Annotated in this window: 20 protein-coding genes; 6 read left to right on the top strand and 14 right to left on the bottom strand. The window is 65.6% G+C overall.

The annotated features are described in order from the left end of the window. Nucleotides 1-28: 28 nt before the first annotated feature. The 3 genes from ACT6UX_RS11025 to htpG all read left to right on the top strand — a co-directional run bounded on the left by ACT6UX_RS11025 (nt 29) and on the right by htpG (nt 4,322). Nucleotides 29-1,696, top strand: a complete 1,668-nt coding sequence (locus tag ACT6UX_RS11025) for an MFS transporter (RefSeq protein ID WP_444775197.1) — start codon at nt 29-31, stop codon at nt 1,694-1,696. 92 nt (nt 1,697-1,788) lie between these two features. Then, nucleotides 1,789-2,322, top strand: a complete 534-nt coding sequence (gene ppa / locus ACT6UX_RS11020; RefSeq protein WP_444775196.1) for an inorganic diphosphatase — start codon at nt 1,789-1,791, stop codon at nt 2,320-2,322. Nucleotides 2,323-2,408: 86 nt separating this feature from the next. Continuing rightward, nucleotides 2,409-4,322, top strand: a complete 1,914-nt coding sequence (gene htpG, locus ACT6UX_RS11015) for a molecular chaperone HtpG (protein WP_444775195.1) — start codon at nt 2,409-2,411, stop codon at nt 4,320-4,322. A gap of 9 nt (nt 4,323-4,331) precedes the next feature. On the opposite strand, the gene ACT6UX_RS11010 is transcribed toward htpG, so the two are convergent. The 5 genes from ACT6UX_RS11010 to ACT6UX_RS10990 form a co-directional block, all read right to left on the bottom strand. Beyond that, complete coding sequence (locus tag ACT6UX_RS11010) at nt 4,332-5,642, bottom strand: TRAP transporter large permease (protein WP_444775194.1); 1,311 nt, start codon at nt 5,640-5,642, stop codon at nt 4,332-4,334. Then, complete coding sequence (locus ACT6UX_RS11005) at nt 5,642-6,229, bottom strand: TRAP transporter small permease subunit (RefSeq protein WP_444775193.1); 588 nt, start codon at nt 6,227-6,229, stop codon at nt 5,642-5,644. Before ACT6UX_RS11005 ends, ACT6UX_RS11010 begins: the two co-directional genes overlap by 1 nt. Before the next feature lie 13 nt (nt 6,230-6,242). Continuing rightward, entirely contained in the window at nt 6,243-7,220 is a 978-nt protein-coding gene (gene dctP, locus ACT6UX_RS11000; protein ID WP_444775192.1) for a TRAP transporter substrate-binding protein DctP, read from the bottom strand. A 300-nt stretch (nt 7,221-7,520) separates the two neighbouring features. Further along, nucleotides 7,521-11,108, bottom strand: a complete 3,588-nt coding sequence (locus tag ACT6UX_RS10995; RefSeq protein ID WP_444775191.1) for a hypothetical protein — start codon at nt 11,106-11,108, stop codon at nt 7,521-7,523. A gap of 30 nt (nt 11,109-11,138) precedes the next feature. Further along, nucleotides 11,139-12,461 (bottom strand): glycoside hydrolase family 108 protein, encoded by a 1,323-nt coding sequence (locus tag ACT6UX_RS10990; RefSeq protein WP_444775190.1) that lies wholly within the window; start codon nt 12,459-12,461, stop codon nt 11,139-11,141. Between the two features lie 357 nt (nt 12,462-12,818). Here ACT6UX_RS10990 and ACT6UX_RS10985 point away from each other — a divergent pair, with 357 nt between their 5' ends. The 3 genes from ACT6UX_RS10985 to ACT6UX_RS10975 all read left to right on the top strand — a co-directional run bounded on the left by ACT6UX_RS10985 (nt 12,819) and on the right by ACT6UX_RS10975 (nt 16,597). After that, nucleotides 12,819-13,802, top strand: a complete 984-nt coding sequence (locus ACT6UX_RS10985; protein ID WP_444775189.1) for a Bug family tripartite tricarboxylate transporter substrate binding protein — start codon at nt 12,819-12,821, stop codon at nt 13,800-13,802. 10 nt (nt 13,803-13,812) lie between these two features. Next, the gene (locus tag ACT6UX_RS10980; protein WP_444775188.1) at nt 13,813-14,898 is read left to right on the top strand and encodes an amidohydrolase family protein; all 1,086 of its coding nucleotides are present in this window, start codon (nt 13,813-13,815) and stop codon (nt 14,896-14,898) included. Nucleotides 14,899-15,229: 331 nt separating this feature from the next. Continuing rightward, nucleotides 15,230-16,597: an FAD/NAD(P)-binding protein gene (locus ACT6UX_RS10975; RefSeq protein WP_444775187.1), complete on the top strand. Its 1,368-nt coding sequence runs from the start codon at nt 15,230-15,232 to the stop codon at nt 16,595-16,597. A gap of 19 nt (nt 16,598-16,616) precedes the next feature. Here the strand turns inward: ACT6UX_RS10975 and ACT6UX_RS10970 are convergent, their stop codons facing one another. The 9 genes from ACT6UX_RS10970 to ccoO all read right to left on the bottom strand — a co-directional run bounded on the left by ACT6UX_RS10970 (nt 16,617) and on the right by ccoO (nt 23,512). Then, a complete protein-coding gene (locus ACT6UX_RS10970; protein ID WP_444775186.1) occupies nt 16,617-16,988 on the bottom strand; it encodes a hypothetical protein in 372 nt (123 codons plus the stop codon). 70 nt (nt 16,989-17,058) lie between these two features. Then, complete coding sequence (locus tag ACT6UX_RS10965) at nt 17,059-17,247, bottom strand: hypothetical protein (protein ID WP_444775185.1); 189 nt, start codon at nt 17,245-17,247, stop codon at nt 17,059-17,061. Next, complete coding sequence (gene ccoS / locus ACT6UX_RS10960; RefSeq protein WP_304846365.1) at nt 17,247-17,402, bottom strand: cbb3-type cytochrome oxidase assembly protein CcoS; 156 nt, start codon at nt 17,400-17,402, stop codon at nt 17,247-17,249. The genes ACT6UX_RS10965 and ccoS overlap by 1 nt, the downstream gene beginning before the upstream one ends. Further along, entirely contained in the window at nt 17,402-19,774 is a 2,373-nt protein-coding gene (locus tag ACT6UX_RS10955; RefSeq protein WP_444775184.1) for a copper-translocating P-type ATPase, read from the bottom strand. Before ACT6UX_RS10955 ends, ccoS begins: the two co-directional genes overlap by 1 nt. After that, on the bottom strand, nt 19,771-20,247 hold the full coding sequence (locus ACT6UX_RS10950) for a FixH family protein (protein WP_444775183.1): 477 nt from the start codon (nt 20,245-20,247) through the stop codon (nt 19,771-19,773). Before ACT6UX_RS10950 ends, ACT6UX_RS10955 begins: the two co-directional genes overlap by 4 nt. Nucleotides 20,248-20,257: 10 nt before the next feature. Then, entirely contained in the window at nt 20,258-21,730 is a 1,473-nt protein-coding gene (ccoG, locus tag ACT6UX_RS10945; RefSeq protein WP_444775182.1) for a cytochrome c oxidase accessory protein CcoG, read from the bottom strand. A gap of 19 nt (nt 21,731-21,749) precedes the next feature. Next, nucleotides 21,750-22,610: a cytochrome-c oxidase, cbb3-type subunit III gene (gene ccoP / locus ACT6UX_RS10940; protein ID WP_444775181.1), complete on the bottom strand. Its 861-nt coding sequence runs from the start codon at nt 22,608-22,610 to the stop codon at nt 21,750-21,752. A 10-nt stretch (nt 22,611-22,620) separates the two neighbouring features. Next, the gene (locus tag ACT6UX_RS10935) at nt 22,621-22,773 is read right to left on the bottom strand and encodes a cbb3-type cytochrome oxidase subunit 3 (protein ID WP_444775180.1); all 153 of its coding nucleotides are present in this window, start codon (nt 22,771-22,773) and stop codon (nt 22,621-22,623) included. A gap of 13 nt (nt 22,774-22,786) precedes the next feature. Beyond that, nucleotides 22,787-23,512 carry a cytochrome-c oxidase, cbb3-type subunit II gene (ccoO, locus tag ACT6UX_RS10930; RefSeq protein WP_444775179.1) on the bottom strand — a complete coding sequence of 242 codons (726 nt, stop codon included), beginning with the start codon at nt 23,510-23,512 and terminating at the stop codon, nt 22,787-22,789. Between the last annotated feature and the right edge of the window lie 9 nt (nt 23,513-23,521).

Here is a 23,521-nt window from a genome sequence, read left to right as displayed (position 1 = left end):
CAGGAAACCCGCATTGGGAGAAACGCACATGGCCGTAGCAGGCAGAGTAGACGACCATTCGCGTCCGATGACGCGCGAGGAGAGGAAGGTGATCATCGCCTCCTCGGTCGGCACCGTCTTCGAATGGTACGACTTCTATCTCGCGGGCTCGCTGGCCGCGAACATCGCGGCGAACTTCTTCACCGGCGTCAACCCGACCGCCGCCTTCATCTTCACCCTGCTGGGCTTCGCGGCCGGCTTCGCGGTTCGTCCGTTCGGCGCGCTGTTCTTCGGCAGTCTCGGTGACCTGATCGGCCGCAAATACACCTTCCTCGTCACGATGACCCTGATGGGTCTCGCGACCTTCGTGGTCGGTCTGCTGCCCGGCTACGCCTCGATCGGCATCGCGGCGCCGATCCTGTTCATCGCCTGCCGCCTGCTGCAGGGTCTGGCGCTTGGCGGCGAGTATGGCGGCGCGGCGACTTATGTGGCCGAGCATGCGCCGCAGAATCGTCGCGGCTTCTACACCTCGTGGATTCAGACGACGGCGACCGTCGGCCTGTTCCTCTCGCTGCTCGTCATCCTGGCGCTTCGCCTGTCGCTGACGCCCGAGCAGTTCGCGGCCTGGGGCTGGCGCGTGCCGTTCCTCGTCTCGATCCTGCTGCTGGCGGTGTCGATCTGGATCCGGCTGCAGCTTCAGGAATCGCCGGCGTTCCAGCGCATGAAGGCCGAGGGCAAGGGCTCCAAGACCCCGCTGCGCGAGGCGTTCGGCGTCTGGAAGAACGCCAAGATCGCGCTCATCGCGCTGTTCGGCGGCACCGCCGGCCAGGCGGCCGTCTGGTACACGGGCCAGTTCTACGCCCTGTTCTTCCTCACCCAGACGCTGAAGCTCGACGGCACGACCTCGAACATCGTGATCGCGGTGGCCCTGGCCATCGGCACGCCGTTCTTCATCTTCTTCGGCTGGCTGTCGGACAAGATCGGTCGCAAGCCGATCATCCTGGCGGGCTGCGCGCTGGCCATGGTGACCTACTTCCCGCTGTTCCACGCGCTCACCAATGCGGTGAACCCGGCGCTCAATGCGGCGATCGAGAAGTCTCCGGTCACCGTGATCGCCGATCCGAACGAGTGCTCGTTCCAGTTCAATCCTACGGGTACAGCGTCGTTCACCAGCTCGTGCGACATCGCCAAGTCGTTCCTCGCGCGCAACTCGGTAAACTACGGCAATCAATCCGCTCCGGCTGGTACGCCGGCGCAGATCAAGATCGGCGACAAGGTCATCACCTCCTTCGACAAGACGAAGGCGGGTGCCGAGGGCGCCGCCAAGGAGCGGGCTTTCAACGCCGAGGCGACCGCGGCCATCCGCGCCGCCGGCTATCCGGCCTCGGCCGACAAGAACCAGATCAATATGACCATGGTCATCGTCATCCTGACGATCCTCGTGATCTACGTGACGATGGTCTACGGCCCAATCGCGGCCCTGCTGGTCGAGCTCTTCCCGACCCGTATCCGCTACTCCGGCATGTCGCTGCCGTACCATATCGGCAACGGCTGGTTCGGCGGCTTCCTGCCGCCGACCGCCTTCGCCATCGTGGCGGCGACCGGCAACATCTACTCGGGCCTCTGGTACCCCATCGTGGTGGCCGGCATGACCCTGGTGATCGGCCTGCTCTTCATGCCGGAGACCAAGAATCGCGACATCTATGCCGACGACTGACGCGGCCTCTGCGACAAAAAGGAACCGGCGGCCCGCAAGGGACGCCGGATTCTTTTTTGGATGTTTGGTGCGGCTCCGGTAAGTATCGCGCCATGAAACTCGAAGCGATTGCCATCGGCCACCAGCCGCCCGAAGACGTGAACGCCATCATCGAAGTGCCGATCGGCGGCGAGCCGATCAAGTACGAGATGGACAAGGAAGCCGGCACCCTCGTGGTCGACCGCTTCCTGTACACGCCCATGCGCTACCCCGGAAACTACGGGTTCGTGCCGCACACGCTTTCGGACGACGGCGACCCGATCGACGTGCTGGTCGCCAACACCCGCCCGATCATTCCCGGCGCCGTTATCAACGTGCGCCCGATCGGCGTCCTGCGCATGGAGGACGATGGCGGCGGCGACGAGAAGATCATCGCCGTGCCCTCGCCCAAGCTGACCAAGCGCTATGTGCACGTGAAGACCTACACCGACCTGCCCGAGATCACCCGCCAGCAGATCGAGCACTTCTTCATCCATTACAAGGATCTCGAGCCGGGCAAATGGGTGAAGCTGCTCGGCTGGGGCGACGTGGACGAGGCCAAGCGGCTCATCGTCGAAGCGATCGAACGCGCCAAGCAGAAGCGCTGACGTCGCGCGCCTTCCCGGCCCCTTGCCGGCCGCATCGTTTTTCCTATATCCAGCGCCGGAAAATCCAGCATGAGGACTGCAAGGCAATGAACGGAGACGGTTCGGCGGCCCAGGGCGGCCCGGAGAAGCACCAGTTCCAGGCCGAGGTGGCCGAGCTCCTCAACCTCATGATCCATTCGGTCTATTCCGAGACCGACGTCTTCCTGCGCGAGCTGGTGTCGAACGCCTCCGACGCCTGCGACAAGGTCCGCTACGAGGCCATCGCCCGGCCGGAGCTGCTGGCTGGCGACGAGCGCCTGGCGATCCGCATCAAGCCCGATGCGGCGGCCAAGACGCTGACCATTGCCGACAACGGCATCGGCATGGACCGGCAGGAGCTGATCGACAATCTCGGCACCCTGGCGCGCTCCGGCACCAAGGCGTTCCTGAAGGGATTGAAGGACGCCAAGGACGGGCTCGGCCTGATCGGCCAGTTCGGCGTGGGCTTCTACGCCGCCTTCATGGTGGCCGACCGCATCGAGGTGACGAGCCGCCGCGCCGGTTCGGCCGAGGCCTGGACCTGGACCTCGGCGAGCGGCGCCGGTTTCGAGGTGGCGCCCTCCACGGAAGAGCAGGCCGCCCGTGTCGCGCGCGGCACGGAGATCATGCTGCACCTCAAGGATGACGCGGCGCGCTATCTCCAGCCTTATGAGCTCGAGCGCATCGTGCGGACCTATTCCGATCACGTGCTGTTCCCGATCGAGCTGATCGACGACAAGGGCGAGGCCCGTCAGGTCAACGCCGCCAGCGCACTGTGGCAGCGCTCGAAGTCCGAAGTGACGGCGGAAGACTACACGCAGGCCTATCGCTCGCTCGCCATGGCCTTCGACGAGCCGGCGCTGACCTTGCACTACAAGGTCGAGGGGCGGCAGTCCTATGCGGTGCTGCTGTTCGTGCCCAGCACGCCGCCGTTCGACCTCACCGATCCGGCCCGCAAGGGGCGGGTGAAGCTCTACGTCCGCCGGGTCTACATCACCGACGATGCCGAGCTGCTGCCGGCCTATCTGCGTTTCGTGCGCGGCGTGGTCGACAGCGAGGATCTTCCGCTCAACCTGTCGCGCGAGATGCTGCAGAACAATCCGCAGGTCCGCCAGATTCGCTCGGGCCTGGTCGGCCGCGTCCTGTCGGAGCTGGAAAGCACCGCCACCAAGGACGCCGAGGCCTATGGCAGGATCTGGGAGACATTCGGCCCGATCCTCAAGGAGGGGCTGTACGAGGATCAGGAGCGCCGCGCCCAGCTGCTCGGCCTGGCGCGCTTCGCGTCGACCGCCGGCGATGCTCCGCGTTCGATCAAGGAGTACGTGGCCGAGCTGAAGCCCAACCAGACGGAGATCTACTATCTGGTGGGCGACAGTCTCGACCGGCTGAAGTCTAACCCCAAGCTGGAGGCGGCGAAGGCGCGCGGCGTCGAGGTGCTGCTGCTGACCGACCCGGTCGACGCGTTCTGGACGACCATGCCGCAGGAGTTCGAGGGCAAGCCGCTGAAGTCGCTGAGCCAGGGCGAGGTCGATTTCGGCCTGATCCCCATCGTCGACGAGGAGAAGGCCAAGGACGCCGGTGCCGATGACGTCGAGGACGATGCCGCCGTGCTGGAAGCCGCCAAGCAGGTGCTCGGTGACAAGGTTGCGGACGTCAAGGCCTCGACGCGCCTGACCGACAGCGCCTCCTGCCTGGTGGCGAGTGCGCAGGGCCGGGATCGCGAACTGGAGCGGCTGCTCGAACGCCAGAACCGCGGCAGCGGCACCAAGCCGATCCTCGAGCTCAACATGAAGCACGCGATGGTCAAGGCGCTCGGCGCCGCGAAGAAGGAAGACCGCACGCGCGACGTCGACGACCTCGCGAACCTGCTGCTCGACGAGGCCTGCATCCTCGACGGCGAGATCCCGTCCGATCCGGCGGCCTTCGCTCGGCGCCTCAACGACTATGTCGTGCGGGCGTTGCGGGGCACTGAAACGGTTTGAGGGCCAGCTTCACGTCCCGCCCATCGTCATCCTGGGAAGGAAGGTTACGATCCCGGGAAAGAGCGTGAACAGTCCGACGCAGGCGAAGTCCATCAGCACGAACGGCCAGACGTTACGGAAGATCGCCTGCAGCGGGATATCGGGCCGGACGCCGCCCACCACGTAGCAATTCAGACCGACCGGCGGCGTCAGCAGACCGACTTCGACCATCTTCACGACGATGATACCGAACCAGATCGGATCGAAGTCCAGCTTCATCATGACCGGGAAGATGACCGGCAACGTGAGAAGCAGCATGCCGATCCCGTCCATGAACATGCCCAGCACGGTGTAGAGCACGATCACGAACAGCAGCACGAGGTAGGGCGACACGCCGATGGCGACGATCCAGTCCGAGAAGGCGCTGGAAACGCCGGCGAAGGCGAGGAAGCGCACGAAGATCAGCACGCCCCAGATGATCGAGAAGATCATCACCGTGAGCTTGACCGTGTCGAGCAGCGAGTCGAGAAGGCCGCGGCCCGTCAGCGACCGCTTGAGAAGCGCCATGACGAAGACGATGAAGGCGCCCAGCGCTCCCACCTCGGTGGGGGTGGCCCAGCCGGTGTACATGCCGCCGATCACCGCGCCGATCACGAACACGATGGGCAACGCGTCGGGCAGCGTCACGAAGCGCTCGCGCCACGGGATTCCGTGCACCGATTGGCCGAGCGCCGGATTGATCTTGAAGCGTACGACGATGATCGAGGCGTACAGCGCGGCGGAGATGACGCCGGGAATGAAGCCGGCCAGAAGCAGGCCGCCGATCGAGGTCTCGGTGATGATGCCGTAGACGACCATGATCGCCGACGGCGGGATCAGGGACGCGAGGGTTCCGCCCGCAGCGACGACCGCGGCGGCAATGCCGGGCTGATATTTGTAGCGCAGCAGCTCGGGGATCGAGATGCGGGCGAACACGGCCGCTGTCGCCGTGCTGGCGCCCGAAACCGCGGCGAAGCCCGCCGCGGCGAAGATCGTCGCGACCGCCAGTCCGCCGGGCATCCATCCCAGCCAGGCGCGTGCGCAACGATAGGCGCCCTGCACGATCCCGGCATGGTGCGCGAGATGGCCGATCAGGATGAAAAGCGGCAGGACCGACAGCGCATAGTTCGTGGTGTCCGAGTAGGGGATGTGGCCGGCTATGCCGACCGCTTTGTCGAAGCCGCGCAGCGCCCACAATCCGAAGAAGCCGACGAGCCCGGCCGCCACGAAGATGCGAATGCCGGCCACGATCATGACGGTGAGGGCGATCATCCCGATGATGCCGATCGTGATGGGCTCCATCAGGCGTCCTCGGGCAGGTGCGATGCGACGGGTACGGCGATCGGTTCGGCCAGCGGATCGGCGACCAGCCGGACATAGGCCCAGATTTCGAGCGCGATCCGGCACGCGAGGACGCTGAAGCCGATGACGGGAACCAGCTTCGAAGGCCAGGTCGGCCACTGGGTGTTGATCGTGGAATCCCCGATGTAATAGGCGTTCTCGAAGAAATGCAGGACACCCGGCAGCAGCAGGACGACCAGGGCGAATGCCGCGATGGACGCCATCAGCTCGGCAATCCATTTGCGGCGTCCCTTGAAGTGGCCGACCAGGATGTCGACCCTGATGTGGCCCGCTTTCCGGTAGCAGTAGGAGATCGTGAGCAGGGTGTAGGTCGCCATGCTCTGCTCGATGAGGTCGAGCTGGCCATAGAGCGGCGCATTGAACGCCTTGCGCATGACCATCTCGGCGACGCCGACCCACATCACGCAGAAGATCACGGCGCCTCCGACCACGGCCGTCGCGAATTCGACGACCTGCAAGGCCCTGTCGAGGCGATCGAGCAACGCACCGCCCATCGCCCGTCCGGAGGGAGAGGCCATCGTGGCCATGTCGGTTGCCGCGTCAGCTCTTCTTGAGCTTGGCCTTGGCCTTCTGCGCTTCGTTCAGGATGAGATCGAGCAGTTCCTGCGCGGGCACGCCCTTCGCGGCATTCTCCGTAACCCATGCCTTCCAGACCGGTGCGGCGCCGACCTCCTGGAAGATCTTCAGTTCCGCCGGCGAATAGACGATCGCCTTGAGGCCCTTCTTCTCCCATTCGGCCAGGTTCTTCTTGTCGGTCTCGCTATGCGCCTTGATGAGGGCGGCGTAGGCGAGGGGCCGGGCCTTGTCGAACAGCTCCTTGTACTGAGGCGGCAGCTTGCCGAACGCATCGAGCGCAACGATGGTCGGGCAGTTGTTCGCGCCTGGCGACAGGTTCGTCGTGTACCACTTTGCAATGTCGGCAATCTTGTACGATGCAAAGGCGTAGGTGTAGGGGAATGCTGCGGCCCGGAACACGCCGCGCTCCATGGACGTGTAGACTTCCGGAGCGGGCACCGAGGTCGGCACGGCGCCGAGATTCTTCATGGCGGCACCCGTACCGCCCAGCGCGCGAACGCGCATTCCCTTGAAGTCGGCCATCTTGGTCGGCGCATCGCCGGTCCCCATGAACTCCGACTGCGGCTGCAGGACCGACATCAGCACCATGGCGTTCCAGCGCTTGAACTCGTTCACGATGTAGGGGTTCTTGTAGAAGACGTCATGCACCATCGCATGGACCTCGGGATCCGCCAGCGGCAGGCCGGGCAGGTCGAGCGCGTTGATGCCGAGATGCTTGCCCGGATGGTAACCGGTGCAGATCTGCGCCATCTCGAAGGCGCCGAGCTTGATGTTGTCGAGGTTGTCCGATGCCTTCGACAGCGCATCGCCGTAGTGAATCTTGATGGTGAACTTGCCGTCGGTTTCCTTGCTCACATAATTGGCGAGGGTCTCGATGCCGGCGGTGAACGCCCGGGGCGGTCCCCAGACCGAGAGGTTCCAGGAGACCTTTGGCCCATCCACGGCAAGAGCCGAAGTTGCACTGAGACCAAGGATTACGCCAGCAACGCCGAGACGGATCGACAGTACGCCCATCATCTTCCTCCCTGTACTTGCTTATGTATTGATTGAGGGAAGCATGGTCTTGGATGCAATCCCTGTCCACGGAGAATTTACATCCTAAGCTGAGGAATGCTCGGTCGGTGCTGCCATCGCGACGCTGCTGCCGATGACGGTCGCAGGCTCGACCGCAAGGTTTTGTCCGCTTTGGCGACGTCGGCCACGTCCCGATCGAGGGCTGACCTGGGCCAGCTTCGCGGCATCTCAGGAGCGTGAAAATGACAGCAGTTCGAGAAGTTGAAGGCCGCCCGCGCCGCCAAGAGGGACGAGTACGGCGCGGACGAGTGGCTGTTCGAAGAACGGCGCAAAGGCCCCTTTACGCAACTGCTCGACCTGCATGATCAAGGACGGGAATCGTTCCGCCAGCAATCTGTACTTCTCCCCCGACCCCTGGAGCCACATCAGATCGCTTCGCATCGCCTCGAGAGCAGTGCGACGGGCAATCTCGGCGGAGATATTGAGCATCGTGGCCATGGCGATGGTCCAGAGCAGATATGTGACCAGGACGACGATCACGACATTGGAGGAAGCCCAGTTGTCGAACAGCGGGCTACGGGCCAGGAACAGCAGGCCGAGGAGGATGAGTGGAAAGAAGATGAGGCGCGCAATTGCATCTGTGTGATCGGCCAGGAGACGGGCATCGATCCAGGGATCGATTATGGAATTGCGCTGCCGCCGGCTTCCGGCCGTGCGATCGCGAACGCGTGCCGCAATCGGGCAGGCGGCGCATTCCGCAAGCTCGGGGCCCAGTTCCGCGGCAAATCTCCGGATCGTCGTTTGCGGGTAGATCGTTCGCTTGTTGCGTAGGATCCGGATGAACCGCCAGGTGAGAATCGTGGCGTCGCTCACCAGGACCATCAGGATGATGGCGGCAATGACGGCCAGCACGGTCGTCCAGTAGAAGAGCGAACGGTCTCCGATCCCGCGGGCTGGTACCTCGGGAGTTTCGCCGCCAAACAGCTCCATCTCCAGCAGGGCGAAGCAGAAGACGGCGACCAGCCACATCGCCGTGCGCAGGAAGCGTGGGCCGCCGTGCAGCAGGCGGATGTAGCGCCGCCAGATGCTGGTTCCGTCGATGCCGCCGTCGTCCGAGGTCACGTCCGGTTGGGCGTCCTGGAGGGAACGCCGTGCCGCGGTCAAGTCGCTACGCTTGAGCATCTGCGGACGCCACATCCACAGAGTTGCATCCAGAAGCCCCTTAACCAAACGCCGCCAGACGAAGTGGGCAGCTCGCTTCGGGTTTCGCTGGAAATAGGCGACGACGCTTCCGAGTCGTGTTTTCGGGACCGTCTTGACGGCGAAGTACTTCGTGCCGATCTGCCGGGTCGTCTCTGCGGCGCCTCGCCAAGTATAGTCAACGAACCAGCCAAACAGGAGGATCGCCAGCGCGCGTAACAGTTCTGACGGCCAGCTGCTGACACCGCTGAAGAACGCAAGGGGCTCGTGGGTGCCGGCACTCTTCCCGGGTATGAGAAGATAGCCCCCGCCAACGACCAGAACGACCAGCGTTGTACGGAGGAGCCGCTGTCCCGTGACCCAATGCCCGGCGGTATCCGCTTGGCGCATGGTGCTGCAGGGATGCGGCCCACGATAGACGGTGATCCAGAAAAGCAGCGTGGCCCCTAGGGCGACGACGAATGCGCCGCCAAGACCGACGCGACCCGGCATTCCCAGTTCAGCCACGACGCCGGCCGTGAAGCCCCACGACGCGGCCGTGAGCCCGGAAATCGTCATCGTCGACAGGTCGAAGGGCATGTCGCCGGCGATGGCATCCCGTAGGGCTGGCCCGGGCTGTACGAGGATGATGAACCCGCCGAACGCGATCAGAAAAGCGAAGAGCAGGGTCGCATAGAACTTGCGAGCCTCCATCTGTTCGTGAAGCGGTTCGTCGAGGTCCATCCTGATGCCCTCGTCCGGATCGACGCGATAGTTGCGTGACGCGAGCTTCACGGCGGCGCCATGCCGCCCGATCTCGTAGAGGTAGGATTTCTGAAGCGACACGGAGGCGGCCGTCTCTAGCGGTCTGTGGCCTTCCGAGTTGGAGACGGCGTGGCGGGCGGCCAGGAAGATCGCCGTCTGGTAGATGTCCCGGAAGGGCGAGACCTTGACCGCCTGCTCGACCGGCGGATCGAGTTCCGAAACCGAGAGCGGCAGGGCGGAGGCGACGACCAGGTTTCGCGTGTATTTCGTGACTTCGGGATGCAAGAGTCGTGCATCCAGATCGGTCGTGAAGATCATGCGCTCGGGGAATGCGGGGCGTAGCGCTTGGGCGAGCACAAGCTTGTCGTGCACATCCAGCCCGATGATGCCGACTGCCCTCACTGTGTTGCGCCGGTCGGCTTCCGCTTCCCGCTGCAACTGGACGACCAGCCGCCGGACATAGTCGCGTTGGTCCCTGTTCTCCGGCCACTCGAGTTGCGGTTCCTTGCTTTCCTCGCGTTTCTTGTCGCCGTCGGCGCGCGGAACCAGGCGCTGCTGCTTCGAGACGCCCTCGAGCGTTATTCCGTCGATTCCGGCGAAGTACGAATAGAGATCGAACTTCGTTTTTTCGTGTCCCGGTGCCGACGTCTTTCCCGAGGCACATTCCAGCGCCTTTCCGAACTTGTCGGCCAGGCTGCGAGCATAGATCGAGTCCCATTCCCGCAGGATCACGATGCGTCCGCCGTGGCCATCATCCAGGCCGCGTGCGCACAGCTCTGCGTGAAGCTGCGCGATCTGCGCGGCATCGGGGCCTATGGTGCGCAGAAAGAACGGTTCGATGGGCGGACCCGGCCGCGAACTGAAGAGTTGCTGGAACTGCCTGTCGATGGGATCGGCGGCGCCGCGCATATGCTGCTGGATGTCGGGCGGGCTTGCACGCCCCTCACAGTCATTCGGGAGGGCAGCGATACGTGTTGTAGGCGGCGGAAGTCCTGCCGCGTTGATGAGTTGCCGGGCGTCTGCCGTGGAGTACGGGCTTATGAGATCAATACGCTGCAACCGCTGCCAGTTGGCGCAGAATTCTCCTGCGGTCTTCGCAACGAACGGCTTCTCGGTGAATCCACCACCGGGTTGCGCAAGTTCGGCAACATCCTTGATCGCGTCGACGAGCTTGTCCGATGTATAGGGGCCTATGACGCTGAGCTTCTCGGCTTCGACCTGTATGACCGTACCCAGCAAGATAACGACCTTGCGCAGCCACTTCGCGCCGAGCTTGGAATCGTCGAGCCACAGGATGGCAACCCGTCGGCGTGATCCCTGATCATCGGTCGTCAGAGTTTCATAAGGGATGTTCAGATCGGAACCCTTGCCGGCGACCTCGTCCGCCTGGCATCCATTGAACGACTCGCAAAGCGGGACGGTGACGAGGCCGATGCGCTCGCTGTTCTCGGGAACGAACCCGCGGGAGGCAAGCCCGGAGAGCAGGGCGTAGCGGATCCGGCGCCGCGCCTCCTCTACCCCGACGAAACTGGAACCGGGAAGAAGAGCGGCTATGACGGTAACGCGATCAGCCTTTGAAAAGACGGAAAGCGGCGGCCCGTACTTGTTGTTCGGCGGGCATTGGGGAGGCCGGTTATCGGAATTCGAGCAGAGGGTGTTCAGCCTGTCCTGATGCCGCATTGCCGCCGACAGCGGATCTTCCCACAGTCGCGCTTCGACCGGCGGCTGTGCCAGTGGACGCTCCTTGACCGTGTCGCCTTCGCTCAGTCTCAACAGGTCGAAAGCGTGCTGTGTGAGAAGGGCCGTCGAAAAGAAGAATGCCAGCACGCCCAGTGCCGCTACCGGCAACGATACGCCACGGTCTCCAGACATGGTCTTGGCTCCGGATCCGGATATCGTTGTTCACGCCCGCGAGGCGCCCATCCTCATGGCCGCTTCCAGCATGCTGTTCGTGCGATTGGTCCAGCCTGCTCCAAATACCTTGAAGTCGTCGAGGCTCCGATAGAAGTCGAGGCGGCAGGCCGAGAAATCGCGGATAATCTTGTCGGCGGGGCATGTGTTGAGGCCGTTCAGGGTCACGGGGCCGATCGACCCATCCTGCTCAACGCCAAGCACCTGCTGCAGAACACGAGCGGAGCGGCCCGTGCCGGCATTCACACCGAAATCGAAAACGAGAAGATCAACGCCTGGCGGGAGGTCCTCGCAGCGCAGGACATTCCAGTACCTCGACCTATAGATCTCCTTGGCCTCGTCAAGCGTCAGGGCACGCACATCGTCGATCGTGACAGTCGCATCCGGTGCGCGACTGCGGCGCCAGTCGGTGAGGGTGCCGATGGTGATGCCGTAGTTCGTGGCACCGCCCCGGTCGCGGGCATCGTTGGAGAATCCGCCCTCGGCCCCCAGGATCAGCGCGAGGCACGAGTCGAAGTTGGAGCCCTTGTGCACCGGCGGAGTGGCCGTTGCCGCGGGCCGATCGCGAACCTCGTCCTTGGCTCGGACGAGTTCCGTTGCTTGACGGGTGACGAATTCGATCTGCTGGGACGCTTGTGCAGCCTGCGTGACCTGCATCTGCTGCACAGCCGTATCCTTCTCACGCGAGCCTTGCGATGAGCCGAGCCAGAAACTGATGACGGTCGAGAAGGCTGCGACGAGCGCGCCGATGCAAATGTTTATGAGGTCGGAGTAGTTTGGAGGCGGCGGTGGCGTGCGGACCAACAGCATGAGCACCGCGCCTGCAAACAGCAGGGTCACTACGATCGAAACGCCAACCGGCGCCCACCTGATGGGACCGCCGGTCTTGATCAAGTCGAGTTGCAAGGCGCGGGCACCAGCCGTCTGCTCTATCGCGAGCTTCAGCTGTGCCTGCTGTTGCTCAAACTGCTGCTCCCGGACCTTCTGTTCATTCTCGAACTGCGCCCGCATGAGGTTGAGGGCGTCCTGTCGCTGCTTGTCCTCGGCTTGAGCGCGTGCCGTCCGTTCGGCAGCTTCCCGTTCATTCTCGAGCTGTGTCTGTTGCACCGCGATTTCTGCCAGCTTGATGCGCAACGCCGCCGCAATCGCCGGATCTTCCTCGATCATTCTTTGGGCGGCGCGTGGGTCGTCGGTGCCCGTCGCCGTCGCTACGGCGTCTGCGACCGAGGTCGCCACCTTGCCGGCCTTGTCACCGGCAATGATCCTTATGAGGTCTGGTATGATTGCAGTGGCGATGCCAACCAGTGGCAACATCGGACATCTCCCCCGTGGAGCGCGCATCTCGCTCGCAGCAAATCTCGTGGCTTGGCGCTGACACCGGACCCCAAGCGTTTTGCGGAATCCGGGTCCTGCGCAATTTCAAGAGTCCGAGGGGAGACAATTTTTATTTTTGCAACCTTGTGAAAATTAGCAGGTATTTGCATGGTGCGCAACGATATGCCTTTGCGTCAGGGTGGCCCCTTCAATGTGAGAACGCCCCGGCGAGAGCCGGCATGAGAGTTTTGATTCCGGCGTGCAGTGGATCGGCGCCGATTGCGCTTGTCCGGCAGCGCGCCGTGCCTGAAGGCTTTCGTCACAGTCGACAAGAACTGCCTGTGACGGAGGACTCAGATGACCAAGAACGCGATCATGCGACGCCGGATTTTCCTGGGTGCCGCGGTCGGGACACTGGCGGCGCCGGCGATCGGTCGTGCCCAGGCGTGGCCGAACAAGCCGGTGCGCGTGGTCAACGCCTACAGCGCCGGCGGAACCGCTGACGTCGTCTGCCGCATCTACTGCCAGGCGCTGGGTGAGAGACTGGGCCAGAGCTTCACCGTCGACAACAAGCCGGGTGCGGCGGGCACCATCGCCGCCCAGATCGTAGCGCGTGCACCCAACGACGGTTACACGATCCTCTACGATGCGACGGCGCAGTCGGTGAACCCGTCTCTGTTCGCGGGCAAGCTCTCCTACGACACGCAGCGCGACTTGCTGCCCATCGCGCAGACGATGCAGACGCCGGTCACGCTGATGCGCAATGCGCAGTTCCAGGCCAAGACGGTTCCCGAGCTGATCGCACTCGCCAAGAGCAAGCCTGGCGCCCTCGATTGCGCCTCGACCGGCGTCGGCACGGTGCAGCATGTGTCGCTCGAGCTGCTGAACCAGAAAGCCGGCATCAAGATCAATCACGTGCCCTACAAGGAAATGGGATCGGTCCGGAACGATCTCTTTGCCGGCCGCATCCCGCTGCTGTTCAGCAACGTCCCCGGTACCGTGGCGCTGCTGACCTCGAAGGATGTCAGCTGTATGGCGCATACCGGTCCCAAGCCGGTCGCGGTGCTGCCGGGCGTGCCGGCCATCTCCGAGGTCATTCCGGGCTTCGAGACCTGGGAATGGAACGGTCTGTTCGCGCCCGCCGGCACCGATCCCGCGCTGATCTCGCGCCTCAATGCCGAGGTCAACACCGTCATGAAGATGGAAAGTGTGGCGAAGCGCCTGGCCGAACTGGGCGCGCTGACGCAGCCCAACACGGTCGTCGAGTTCACGGCGTTCCGCGAGAAGCAGATCGCCTTCTTTGCCGAGATGGTGAAGAGCGCCGACATCCGCATCGAATAGGAGCAAGTCGATGGCCGAGAACGATCCGCTGCTGGGCCATGGCCGGCAGATCATCGTGCGCGAGGATTGGCTGCGCCTGACGGAGGAGCCGATCCTCGAGCCAGGCCTGCCGATCGTCGATCCGCATCACCATCTCTGGGAGCGCGACGGCGGCCATTCCTACCTGCTGCCGCAGTTGCTGGCCGACACGGCGAGCGGCCACGACGTGCGCGCCACCATCTTCGTGCAGTGCGGCGAGATGTATCGCGCCTCGGGGCCGGCCGACGAGCAGTCGCTCGGCGAGACCGAGTTCGTGACCGGCGCCGCCGCGGTGAGCGCGAGCGGCCGCCACGGGCCGACGCGTGCCTGCGCCGGCATCATCGGCATGGTCGACCTGACCCTGGGGGACCGGGTCGAGCCGTTGCTCGAGAAACATCGGGCCGCCGCGGGTGGCCGCTTCTGCGGCATCCGCAACCGCACCGCCTGGCATCCGTCGCCCGACGTCACGACGAACCTGGTGATGAAGCCACCGGGGCCGCTCGAACATCCGTCCTTCGCCGAGGGTGCGCGGCGACTGGCGAAGCAGGGGCTGCCGCTCGACGTCTGGGCCTATCACACGCAGCTCGCGCACGTCGTGACGCTGGCGCGGTCCGTGCCGGATTTGACGATCGTGGTTGATCACGTCGGAGGCCCGCTCGGCATCGGTCCGTTCCGCGGCAAGCACGCCGAAGTCTATCCCGAATGGAAGCAGCGCATGATGGAACTCGCGGCGCTGCCCAACGTGCGGGTGAAGCTCGGCGGCCTCACCATGTTCGTGAACGGCTTCGACTTCCACAAGAAGTCGAAGCCGCCGGGCTCGGAGGAGTTGGCAAAGACCTGGGCACCCTATATCGAGCCCTGCATCGAGGCGTTCGGCGCCGCCCGCTGCATGTTCGAAAGCAATTTCCCGGTCGACAAGGGCCAGTGCAGCTACCCGGTCCTGTGGAACGCCTTCAAGCGCCTGACGGCGAGCGCCGGTGCGGCCGAGAAGACGGCGCTGTACAGCGGCACGGCGATGCGCACCTACGGTCTCGACCGCCTGCCGGCGGCGCTGGCGGTCGATCTGCAGGCGAGGTGACGCCCGGACTCTTGCCCTCAGTCGGCGGTGATGTTCGCGGCCTGGATGACCGGCCGGTTCGTGTCGCTTTCCTTTTCAGGCTCTGCCCTGGCACGGCGCTGCACATCTCCCGCCGTGGTATAGACGGACATGTCCACCGCGCCGCCTCAAATGACCGCTTTGCCCATACGCTTTGGCCTCCGGGCCCCGTCCAGGGCAGCCGAGCCGCGCCACAGGACCCCAACGAGCCTCACGACGCTGATCGCGTCGCGGAAGTCCCAGCTCTTCGAGGCAGAAATGCGCCGCTTTGCGGAGCCCATCATGCCACGCGTGGATCATGCTTGATTCGATCGTGATCCTCGGCGGCGGCTTTGCAGGAGCCGCAGCCGCCATCAAACTGGTGGAGGCCGGATATCCGGCGACGCAAGTGACGATCGTCGAGCCTCAAAGCGAGCTCGGGCGTGGCATCGCCTACGGCACGCCGGATCTCGACCATCTCGTGAACGGGCCGGCGCGCATGTTCAGCCTGTATCCTGCCGATCCAGGACACCTGTCGCGATGGCTCGCCAGCCATTCGGACAGGCGGGGCTGGGCGGGGCCGGCCGACGGAAACTTCGACGCGAGTTTCCCGCCGCGCTACCTGTACGGCGACTACGTGCAGTCGGAGCTGGCAAAGACCGGGGTGCGGCACGTGGTCGATCGTGCCGTGGACATCTTGCCGGAAGGCGAGGTCCTGCTTGCCTCTGGACGCCGACTTCCGGCCGCCAGGATCGTATTGGCGACAGGTCTCGTGCGAAACGAATCGGGTTTTGCGATTTCCGGTCCGGTTCGCTCGCAAGCGAGATACATCGGCAATCCGTGGGCGACGAACGCCTATGATGCGATCGACGGCTCGGATGGCGAGGTGGCGATCATCGGTAGCAGCCTTACGATGCTGGACATCGTGATCAGCCTCGAGAAGCGCGGCTTTCGGGGGCGCTATTTCACCTTCTCGCGCCGTGGGCTGCTCGTGCAGTCCCGGCGTGAGGTCGAGGCGTGGCCTGCCTTTCTGCGCTTCGAGAAGCTTCCCGATACAGCGCTGGCCCTGGTGCGGGAAATCCAACGGGAACGGCGTGCCGTTGCGGCAGCTGGAGAGGATTGGCAGCGCCTCGTCCTCAGTTTGCGTCCGTTCATCGAGCCGCTATGGGCCAATGCGTCCGACATCGAGCGCCGGCGGTTCACCCGCCATCTAAGGACCTTCTGGGACATGGCGTTCCACCGCGCCGTGCCCGATTCGATGGCGTGGCTGGAGCGCGTCCTGAAGCAGGGTCGCTTCTTCAACGTGGCCGGGCGCGTGCAGGGACTTGCGCCGTCTGCGCAGCCCGGCGTCGAAGTGACCTGGCGTCCGCGCGGCGATGTTGAGAGCCAGACTCGTCGTTTCGATCATGTCGTGAACGCCGCAGGGTATGAGGCGAACTGGCGGCGCTTGCCCGACGCGCTGCCCCGCAACCTCCTGGCAAGAGGCGCAGTGAGGCCTCATCCGGTCGGATTTGGCATCGAAGCCGATGCCGCGACCGGCGCGGTGATCGGAAGCGACGGCCAGCCGTCGCGACGTCTGTATGCCGTCGGCCACCCGCTGCGCGGCGCAGCCTGGGAGGCAAGTTCCGTTCTCGAGCAGATCGAGGGTGCAACGCGCGTCGCGCGTGCCGTGTCGGCGGACAGGATGCGCGACGCGGCATGAGGGCTGCCAATCGGTAGCGTCACACCACCTTCGGCGTCACTTTCGCGACCTTGAACGGCCGCTGGATGCCGTCATGCTCGGTGACGGATACGTATTCGCCGGCCACGAACCGGTGGGTGTCGAAGCGGAAGATCGGCTCGTCGTCGTCGTCTCCGGGCTTGTAGGAGAAGGCCCACTTGCCGTCGCGGCGATGGATCAGATGGCCGGTCTCGTCGTCGGCGCCCTCCCAGAAGCGGCGCACGCTGCAGGCGGCCTTGTGCGTGGTCCAACCGTCTGGCTGCAGATGGCCCTGTGCATCGAGCGGCGCGACGAATTCGTAGCCATGATTCGAGCTGCCGTTCGGAAACTCGGGTGTCCGGGCCAGTTCGAGGACGATCTTCTTGAGGGGCATGAGTTCTCCTTGGGCGATGGCTCACTATGCCCCGCAGGATTCAACGGCCCATGATCCAGATCAATCCCGGCTAGTTGCCTTCGGCCTTGCGTTCGGCCTCGTCGAAGCTGGTCTTGATCATGAACCAGCAGAACAGGACGCCGAAGAGCGAGAGGCCGAGTCCGAAGGCGAGGATGCCGGAGTCCTTCGCGGCGCCTGCCATGAACAGCCCGACCAGGCCCATCAGGGCGGCCATCGTTCCCATGATCCAATAGGACATCATTTGCTCCTTGTGTCGTCGTCATCGAAAAGAATGCGTCCCGCCGCGCCATCGGGATCGTCGTACTGCCCGTTGCGCAGGGCCCAGAGGAAGGCGGCAAGGGCGAGCAGGCCCAGGATCAGGGCCGCCGGCACCAGGATGAGCAGGCTGTCCATCAGGGCCTCCGTCCTTTGGCTCCGCCGATGCCGAGGCGCAAGGCGTTGCCGATCACCAGCAGCGAAGAGGAGGACATGGCCACCGCGGCAATCAGGGGCGTCACGTTACCCATGATCGCGAGCGGCACGGCGCCGAGATTGTAGAGGAGTGCGAGGGCGAGGTTCTGGCGGACCAGCCGGTCGGCGCGGCGCGCCACGTCCAGGATCTCGGCGACGGGTCCCAGCGCGTCGCCCTGGAAGACGGCATCGGCGGCGGACTGGGTGGCCTCGGCCGCCGTGGTCGGCGAGAGGGAGGCGTGAGCGGCCGCGAGCGCCGGCGCATCGTTCAACCCGTCACCGACCATCAGAACGCGTTTACCCTCGGCGGCCAGCGCGGCCAGTCGCTGGGCCTTCTCCGACGGCATGACGCCGGACCGCCACTCGGCGATGCCGGCTGCTGCGGCGGCATCGGCCACTGCGGCCTGCCGGTCGCCCGATAGGACTTCCACGGCGAGGCCGCTCCGGCGCAGAGCGGCAACGGTCGCCGCTGCATCCGGCCGCAGCCGGTCGGCGAAAGCGAAGCGCAGCGGCGGTTGGTCGGGTTGCGAGAGCCACAGTTCGGACCGTCCGTCGTCCACCGGATCGGCGACGCCGCAGAAGGAAGCCGATCCCAGACGCACACCGTCACATTCCAGGCCCGCGCCCGGATGCTCGACGACACGCGCGGCCGGTGCTGTCTGCGGGACGGCCCGCACCAGGGCGCGCGCCAGCGGATGGCGGGAATTGAGCGCGAGCGAAGCGGCCAGCTGTTGGACCTCGCGATCGTCCGGCGCCGCCACCAGTTCGGGCCGGCCGAGGGTGAGCGTGCCGGTCTTGTCGAACACCACATGATCGACCTGCGCCAGGCGCTCCAGCGCCGTCGGCGACAGGAGAAGCATGCCCGAGCGCAGCAGTCGCGTGCTGGCGACGACCTGGACGACCGGCACCGCCAGGGCCAGCGCACAGGGACAGGTGATGATCAGGACGGCTGTCGAGATCAGCAGCGCGCGGTCCCAGGCAAGCCCGGCCAGCAAGGTCCAGCCCAGGAAGGTCAGCAGGGCGGTCAGATGGACGACGGGCGCATAGGCGCGCGCGACGCGGTCGGCGAGCGCCACGAAGCGCGACCGTCCGCGTTCGGCGGCTTCGACCAGACGCACGATCTCCGAGAGCAGCGTGTTGTCGCCGGCCGCAGTCACTTTCACGCGCAGGGCCGCGCCGAGATTGATCGTGCCGGCGAAAGCCTTGACGCCGGGAAAGGCGGCTTGCGGCAGGCTCTCGCCGGTGACCAGCGACGTGTCGAAAGAGGAAAGGCCCTCGCTCACGATGCCGTCGGCGCCCAGCCGCTCGCCGGCCGCGACCAGCAGCACGTCGCCGGGCACGAGAGCGTCGACGCGGCGCGAGGCCGTGCTGCCGTCGGCGCCGACCACCGTGGCGCTGCGGCTGGACAGCGCCAGCAGCGCATGCACGGCCTGCCGGGCGCGGCCGCGCGCACGGCGGTCGAGATAGCGGCCAATCAGGAGGAAGAAGAGCAGGGTGATGGCCGAATCGAAATAGGCGTGCTGTTCGCCGACCCAGGCCTCGTGCAGGCTGACGAGGCAGGCGAGCGTGATGCCGATCGAGATCGGCACGTCCATGTTGGTGCGCCCGGCGCGCAGCGCGATCAGGGCCGAGCGGAAGAACGGGCGGCCGGCATAGGCGACGGCCGGCAGGGCGATCGCCGCCGACAGCCAGTGGAAGAGCGTGCGCGTGGCCTCGCCCATCGAACCGTCATGGCCGGCCCAGACGGCGACGGAGAGCAGCATCACGTTGGCCGTTGCGAAGCCTGCCACGGCCATTGCGCGCAGCAGCTCGCGCGTCTCGCGATCGTCGCCGGCCGCGGCCGCGATGGTGTCGTAGGGCGCCAGCCGGAAGCCCAGCGCCGCGACCAGGCCGGCGTGGCCGTTGGCGTCGTCGACCGATCCCTGCCACGCGACCGACAGGCGCCGCGTGGAGAGATGGACCCGCGCGCGCATCACCGCGGGATTGCGCGCCAGAAGGCTCTCGATCAGCCAGACGCAGGCGGCGCAGTCGAGCCCGTCGACCAGCAGCTCGAGCGAGGCGCCGCCGTGCCCGTCGGACTTGGCATAGGCGGCAAAGTCGATGTCGAGCGGCTCGGGCCGGTGGGCATGCAGCTGTTCGAGCCGGCGATAGAAGGCGCCGAGTCCGGCGGCACCGATGATGGCGTGCGCGCTGGCGCAGCCTGGGCAACAGAACCCGGTGTCCGCCGCGCCCCGCAGTGTCTCGCCGCAATGCGCGCAGGTTCGCGCGGCCGCGGGAGCGGCGACGGCCGGCGCGTAGAGGACCGCGTCGGTCACCTCAGGAACATCCGGCGCGTCTGCGCGAATCGCTGGCCGCCCTGTTCGACGGCGATATCGATGTCCCAGTTGCCGCGCGCCGGCAGGGCGACGTGGCCGGCATGACGGCCGATATCAACGGCAGTCATCGCAACGCTCAGCACCCCGCCCTTTTCGGCCGGACGCACCAGCGCCACGGCGACCTGCGCGCCGGCGAGAGGCTGGCCAGCGCGATCGAACACGGCGATCTCGAGGTCGTCACGACCAGGCCGCCAGGTGGACTCGACCCGCCAGCCGAGCGCATCGCGAGCCTGCTGGGCGGCGATGACCTCGTTGTAGTGCAGGCCCCGGTCGCGCGGCTTCGGCGTGTAGAGGCCGGAAAAGGATCCGACCGCCACGCCGATCATCGCCCCATTGACGGCGAACACGATCGCGAACCCGGCAACGAAGAGCCAGGGAATGTATCGGCCGCGCACGACATCGGTGGTGTTCATGATCCTGTCCTCAGCGTCCCGGGCCGACGAAGACGGCGTCGTGCGACGCGCCCCCGCTGCCGGCCTCGTCGCGCACGGTGAAGGTGATGGGCTTCGCGCCCGCGGGGGCGGCCGCCGCCGGCACCGTCACGAACACCCGGAAGGTGCCTACGGTGTCGGGCTGAACGGTCAGCGTCGCCGTCCGACCGCTGCCCTCGACGTCGGCACCGACGAAGCCCAGTTGCGCCGATGGCAACCCGTCGATCTCCAGTCCGACATGCTGCGGCGTGCGGCGCTTGTTCAGCACCTTGACCGCGTAGGAGTTGCGGATGTCGCCATTGGACAGGCGCACGAAGTTCGGGTTGCGGTCGCGCTGGACCGTCAGCTCGGTGTCGGCGCGCAGCGCGAAGACCACCAGCATGACGGCGGCGACGACGCTGAGCAGGGCGGCGTAGAGCAGAGTGCGCGCCCGGACCGGCCGCCACGGCACGGCAGCGGCACCGGTTTCCTTCGCCTGCTGCGCGGCCAGCGTATCCCAGCGGATCAGGCCGGTCGGACGCCCGACCTTGTCCATCGTCTGCGTGCAGGCGTCGATGCACAGGCCGCAGCCGATGCACTCGATCTGCTGGCCGTCGCGAATGTCGATTCCGGTGGGGCAGACGGCGACGCAGAGATTGCAGTCGATGCAGTCGCCGCGGCCGGCCCAGCTGTCGCCGGACTTGTGCTTGCCCCGCTTTTCGCCCCGCCACTTCTGATAGGTGACGATCAGGCTCTGCTCGTCGAGCATCGCGGCCTGGAAGCGCGGCCACGGGCACATATACGTGCAGACCTGCTCGCGCGCCCAGCCGGCCAGGACATAGGTCGTGGCGGTGAACAGGCCGATGAAGGCATAGACTTCCATCGACGCCTCGCCGCGGAAGATCTTCACCAGCGTGGTCGGGGCGTCGACATAGTAGAACACCCAGGCGCCGCCGGTGGCCGCCGCGATGGCCAGCCATGCGGTATGTTTCAGGGTCTTGCGGACCGCCTTGCCGGCAGACATCGGCTGGCGATCGAGCCGCATGCGCTCGTTGCGGTCGCCCTCGATCAGCCGCTCGACCCACATGAAGAGGTCGGTCCAGACGGTCTGCGGACAGGTGAAGCCGCACCACACCCGGCCGAACAGGGACGAGGCGAAGAACAGGCCGAACGCGCCCAGGATCAGGAAGCCCGTTACGAAGTAGATTTCCTGAGGCCAGATGACGACGTCGAAGAACCAGCCGCGACGATGGTCGAGATCGATCAGGATCGCCTGCGACGGCGCGCCGGGTCCGCGATCCCAGCGCAGCCAGGGCACGAGATAGTAGAGGCCGAGAAGCAAAGCGAGCGTCGCCCACTTGATCTGCCGCCACTTCCCGGAGACCGCGCGCGGATAGACCCTGGCGCGCGGGGCATAGAGCGGCGGCGGCTCCGGCGTCGGTGGCCGTGGGGTGGCCCTGTCGGCCTGGCGGGCGGGGGAAGCCATGGTTCGACCTGCATCGACCCTAGCGGTCGCCGCCCAGCGCGTGGACGTAGACCGCCAGCATCTTCATGGTCGCCTCATCGAGGCGGCCGCTCCACGCCGGCATGCTGCCGTTGCGGGCATAGAAGATGGAGCGATAGATCGCGTCGCGGCTGCCGCCGTACAGCCAGATCCCGTCGGACAGGTTGGGCGCGCCCAGTTCCTGGTCGCCCTTGCCGCCCGCCTTGTGACAGGCGACGCACTGCTCCTCGAAGATCTTCGCGCCCTCGGGCGTGGCCTTCGCCTTGCCGGACAGGCTGAGCACGTAGTCGGTGACGGCCGCCACCTGCGCGCCGGTCAGCAGCCCATCGGCGCCGAAGCGCGGCATCATCGACTGGCGGGACTTGTCGTCGGTGTTGCGAATCCCGTGCTCGATGGTGGCGTAGATCTGGTCGATGCTGCCGCCCCAGATCCAGTCGTCGTCAACCAGGTTGGGGAAGCCCGTGCCGCCGCCGCCGCCGGCGCCATGGCACTGCATGCAGTTGGTCTGGAAGGCCGAACGGCCGCCCGCCATGGCGAAGTTGAACAGTTCCGGATCCTTGCGGATGTCGGCCAGCGAAGCGGTGCGGATCTTGTCGACGAAGGTGGCGCGTTCCTTCGCCTGGGCGCTCAACTCCTGGCGCAGCTCCGCCCGGCTCGAATAGCCGAGCAGACCCTGCGTGTGGCCGGTGAGCCACGGCCAGGACGGGTAGAGGGCGCAGTAGACGACGGCGAAGGCGATGCAGGCGTAGAAGGTATAGACCCACCATGTCGGCAGCGGCGTGTTCAGCTCCTTGACGCCGTCCCATTCATGGCCGGTCGTGTTCTGGCCCGACAGCGTGTCTTTTTCGATCTTGGTTGGCATGGCCAGTCCTTCAGCGGTCGTCGTCGAGGGGGATCCGGGCGTCTTTCTCGAAGCGCTTCCGGTTGCGCGGCCGCAGCGCCCAGAAGAGGATCACGAGGAAGATGATGACGGCCCAGACCGTCCAGAAAGAGGCGAGGAGTTCGTGCAGACTCTCGAGGGTCATGGCGGGATCCTCTCTATTGCTTGAGGCGGTCGGGTGGGATGTCGCCGAACTGCACCAGCGTCCCCAGCATCTGCAGGTAGGCGACCAGCGCATCCATCTCGGTGATCTTGTTCGTCTCACCGTTGAACTTGGCGACCGGCGCGCGCGGGTAGCGCTTCTGCATGGCCGTCGGATCGCGGTCCGGATCGACCTGCGCCTCGAGATCGGCGCGCGCGTTGGCGATCATCTCGTCGGTGTAGGGCGTGCCGACGCTGCGCAGCGTCCTGAGATGCTGGGCGATGTCGGAATACTCGAGCGGGGTGTCGGCCAAGAAGGGATAGGCCGGCATCACGCTCTCCGGCACCACGGCGCGCGGCGAGGCGAGATGGGCGACGTGCCAGTCGTTCGAGTAGCGGCCGCCGACGCGCGCGAGATCGGGTCCCGTGCGCTTGGAGCCCCACTGGAAGGGCTTGTCGTACATGCTCTCGGCCGCGAGGCTGTAATGGCCGTAGCGTTCGACCTCGTCCTTGAAGGGACGGATCTGCTGGCTGTGGCAGAGGTAGCAGCCCTCGCGGATGTAGATGTTGCGGCCCATCAGCTCGAGCGGCGTGTACGGGCGCATGCCGTCGATGCGCTCGATCGTCGTTTCGACGGTGAACAGCGGGATGATCTGCACCAGGCCGCCGATCGATACCGTGATCAGCGTCAGGACGAGCATCAGGATGACGTTCTTCTCGATCGTCTCGTGGCGGATAAACATTCGAAGACT

It is taken from the genome of Reyranella sp. (genome assembly GCF_052439685.1).
Classification (GTDB): domain Bacteria; phylum Pseudomonadota; class Alphaproteobacteria; order Reyranellales; family Reyranellaceae; genus Reyranella.
Note: the sequence above shows the minus strand (reverse complement) of the source record. Positions and strands in the feature narration are given on the sequence as shown.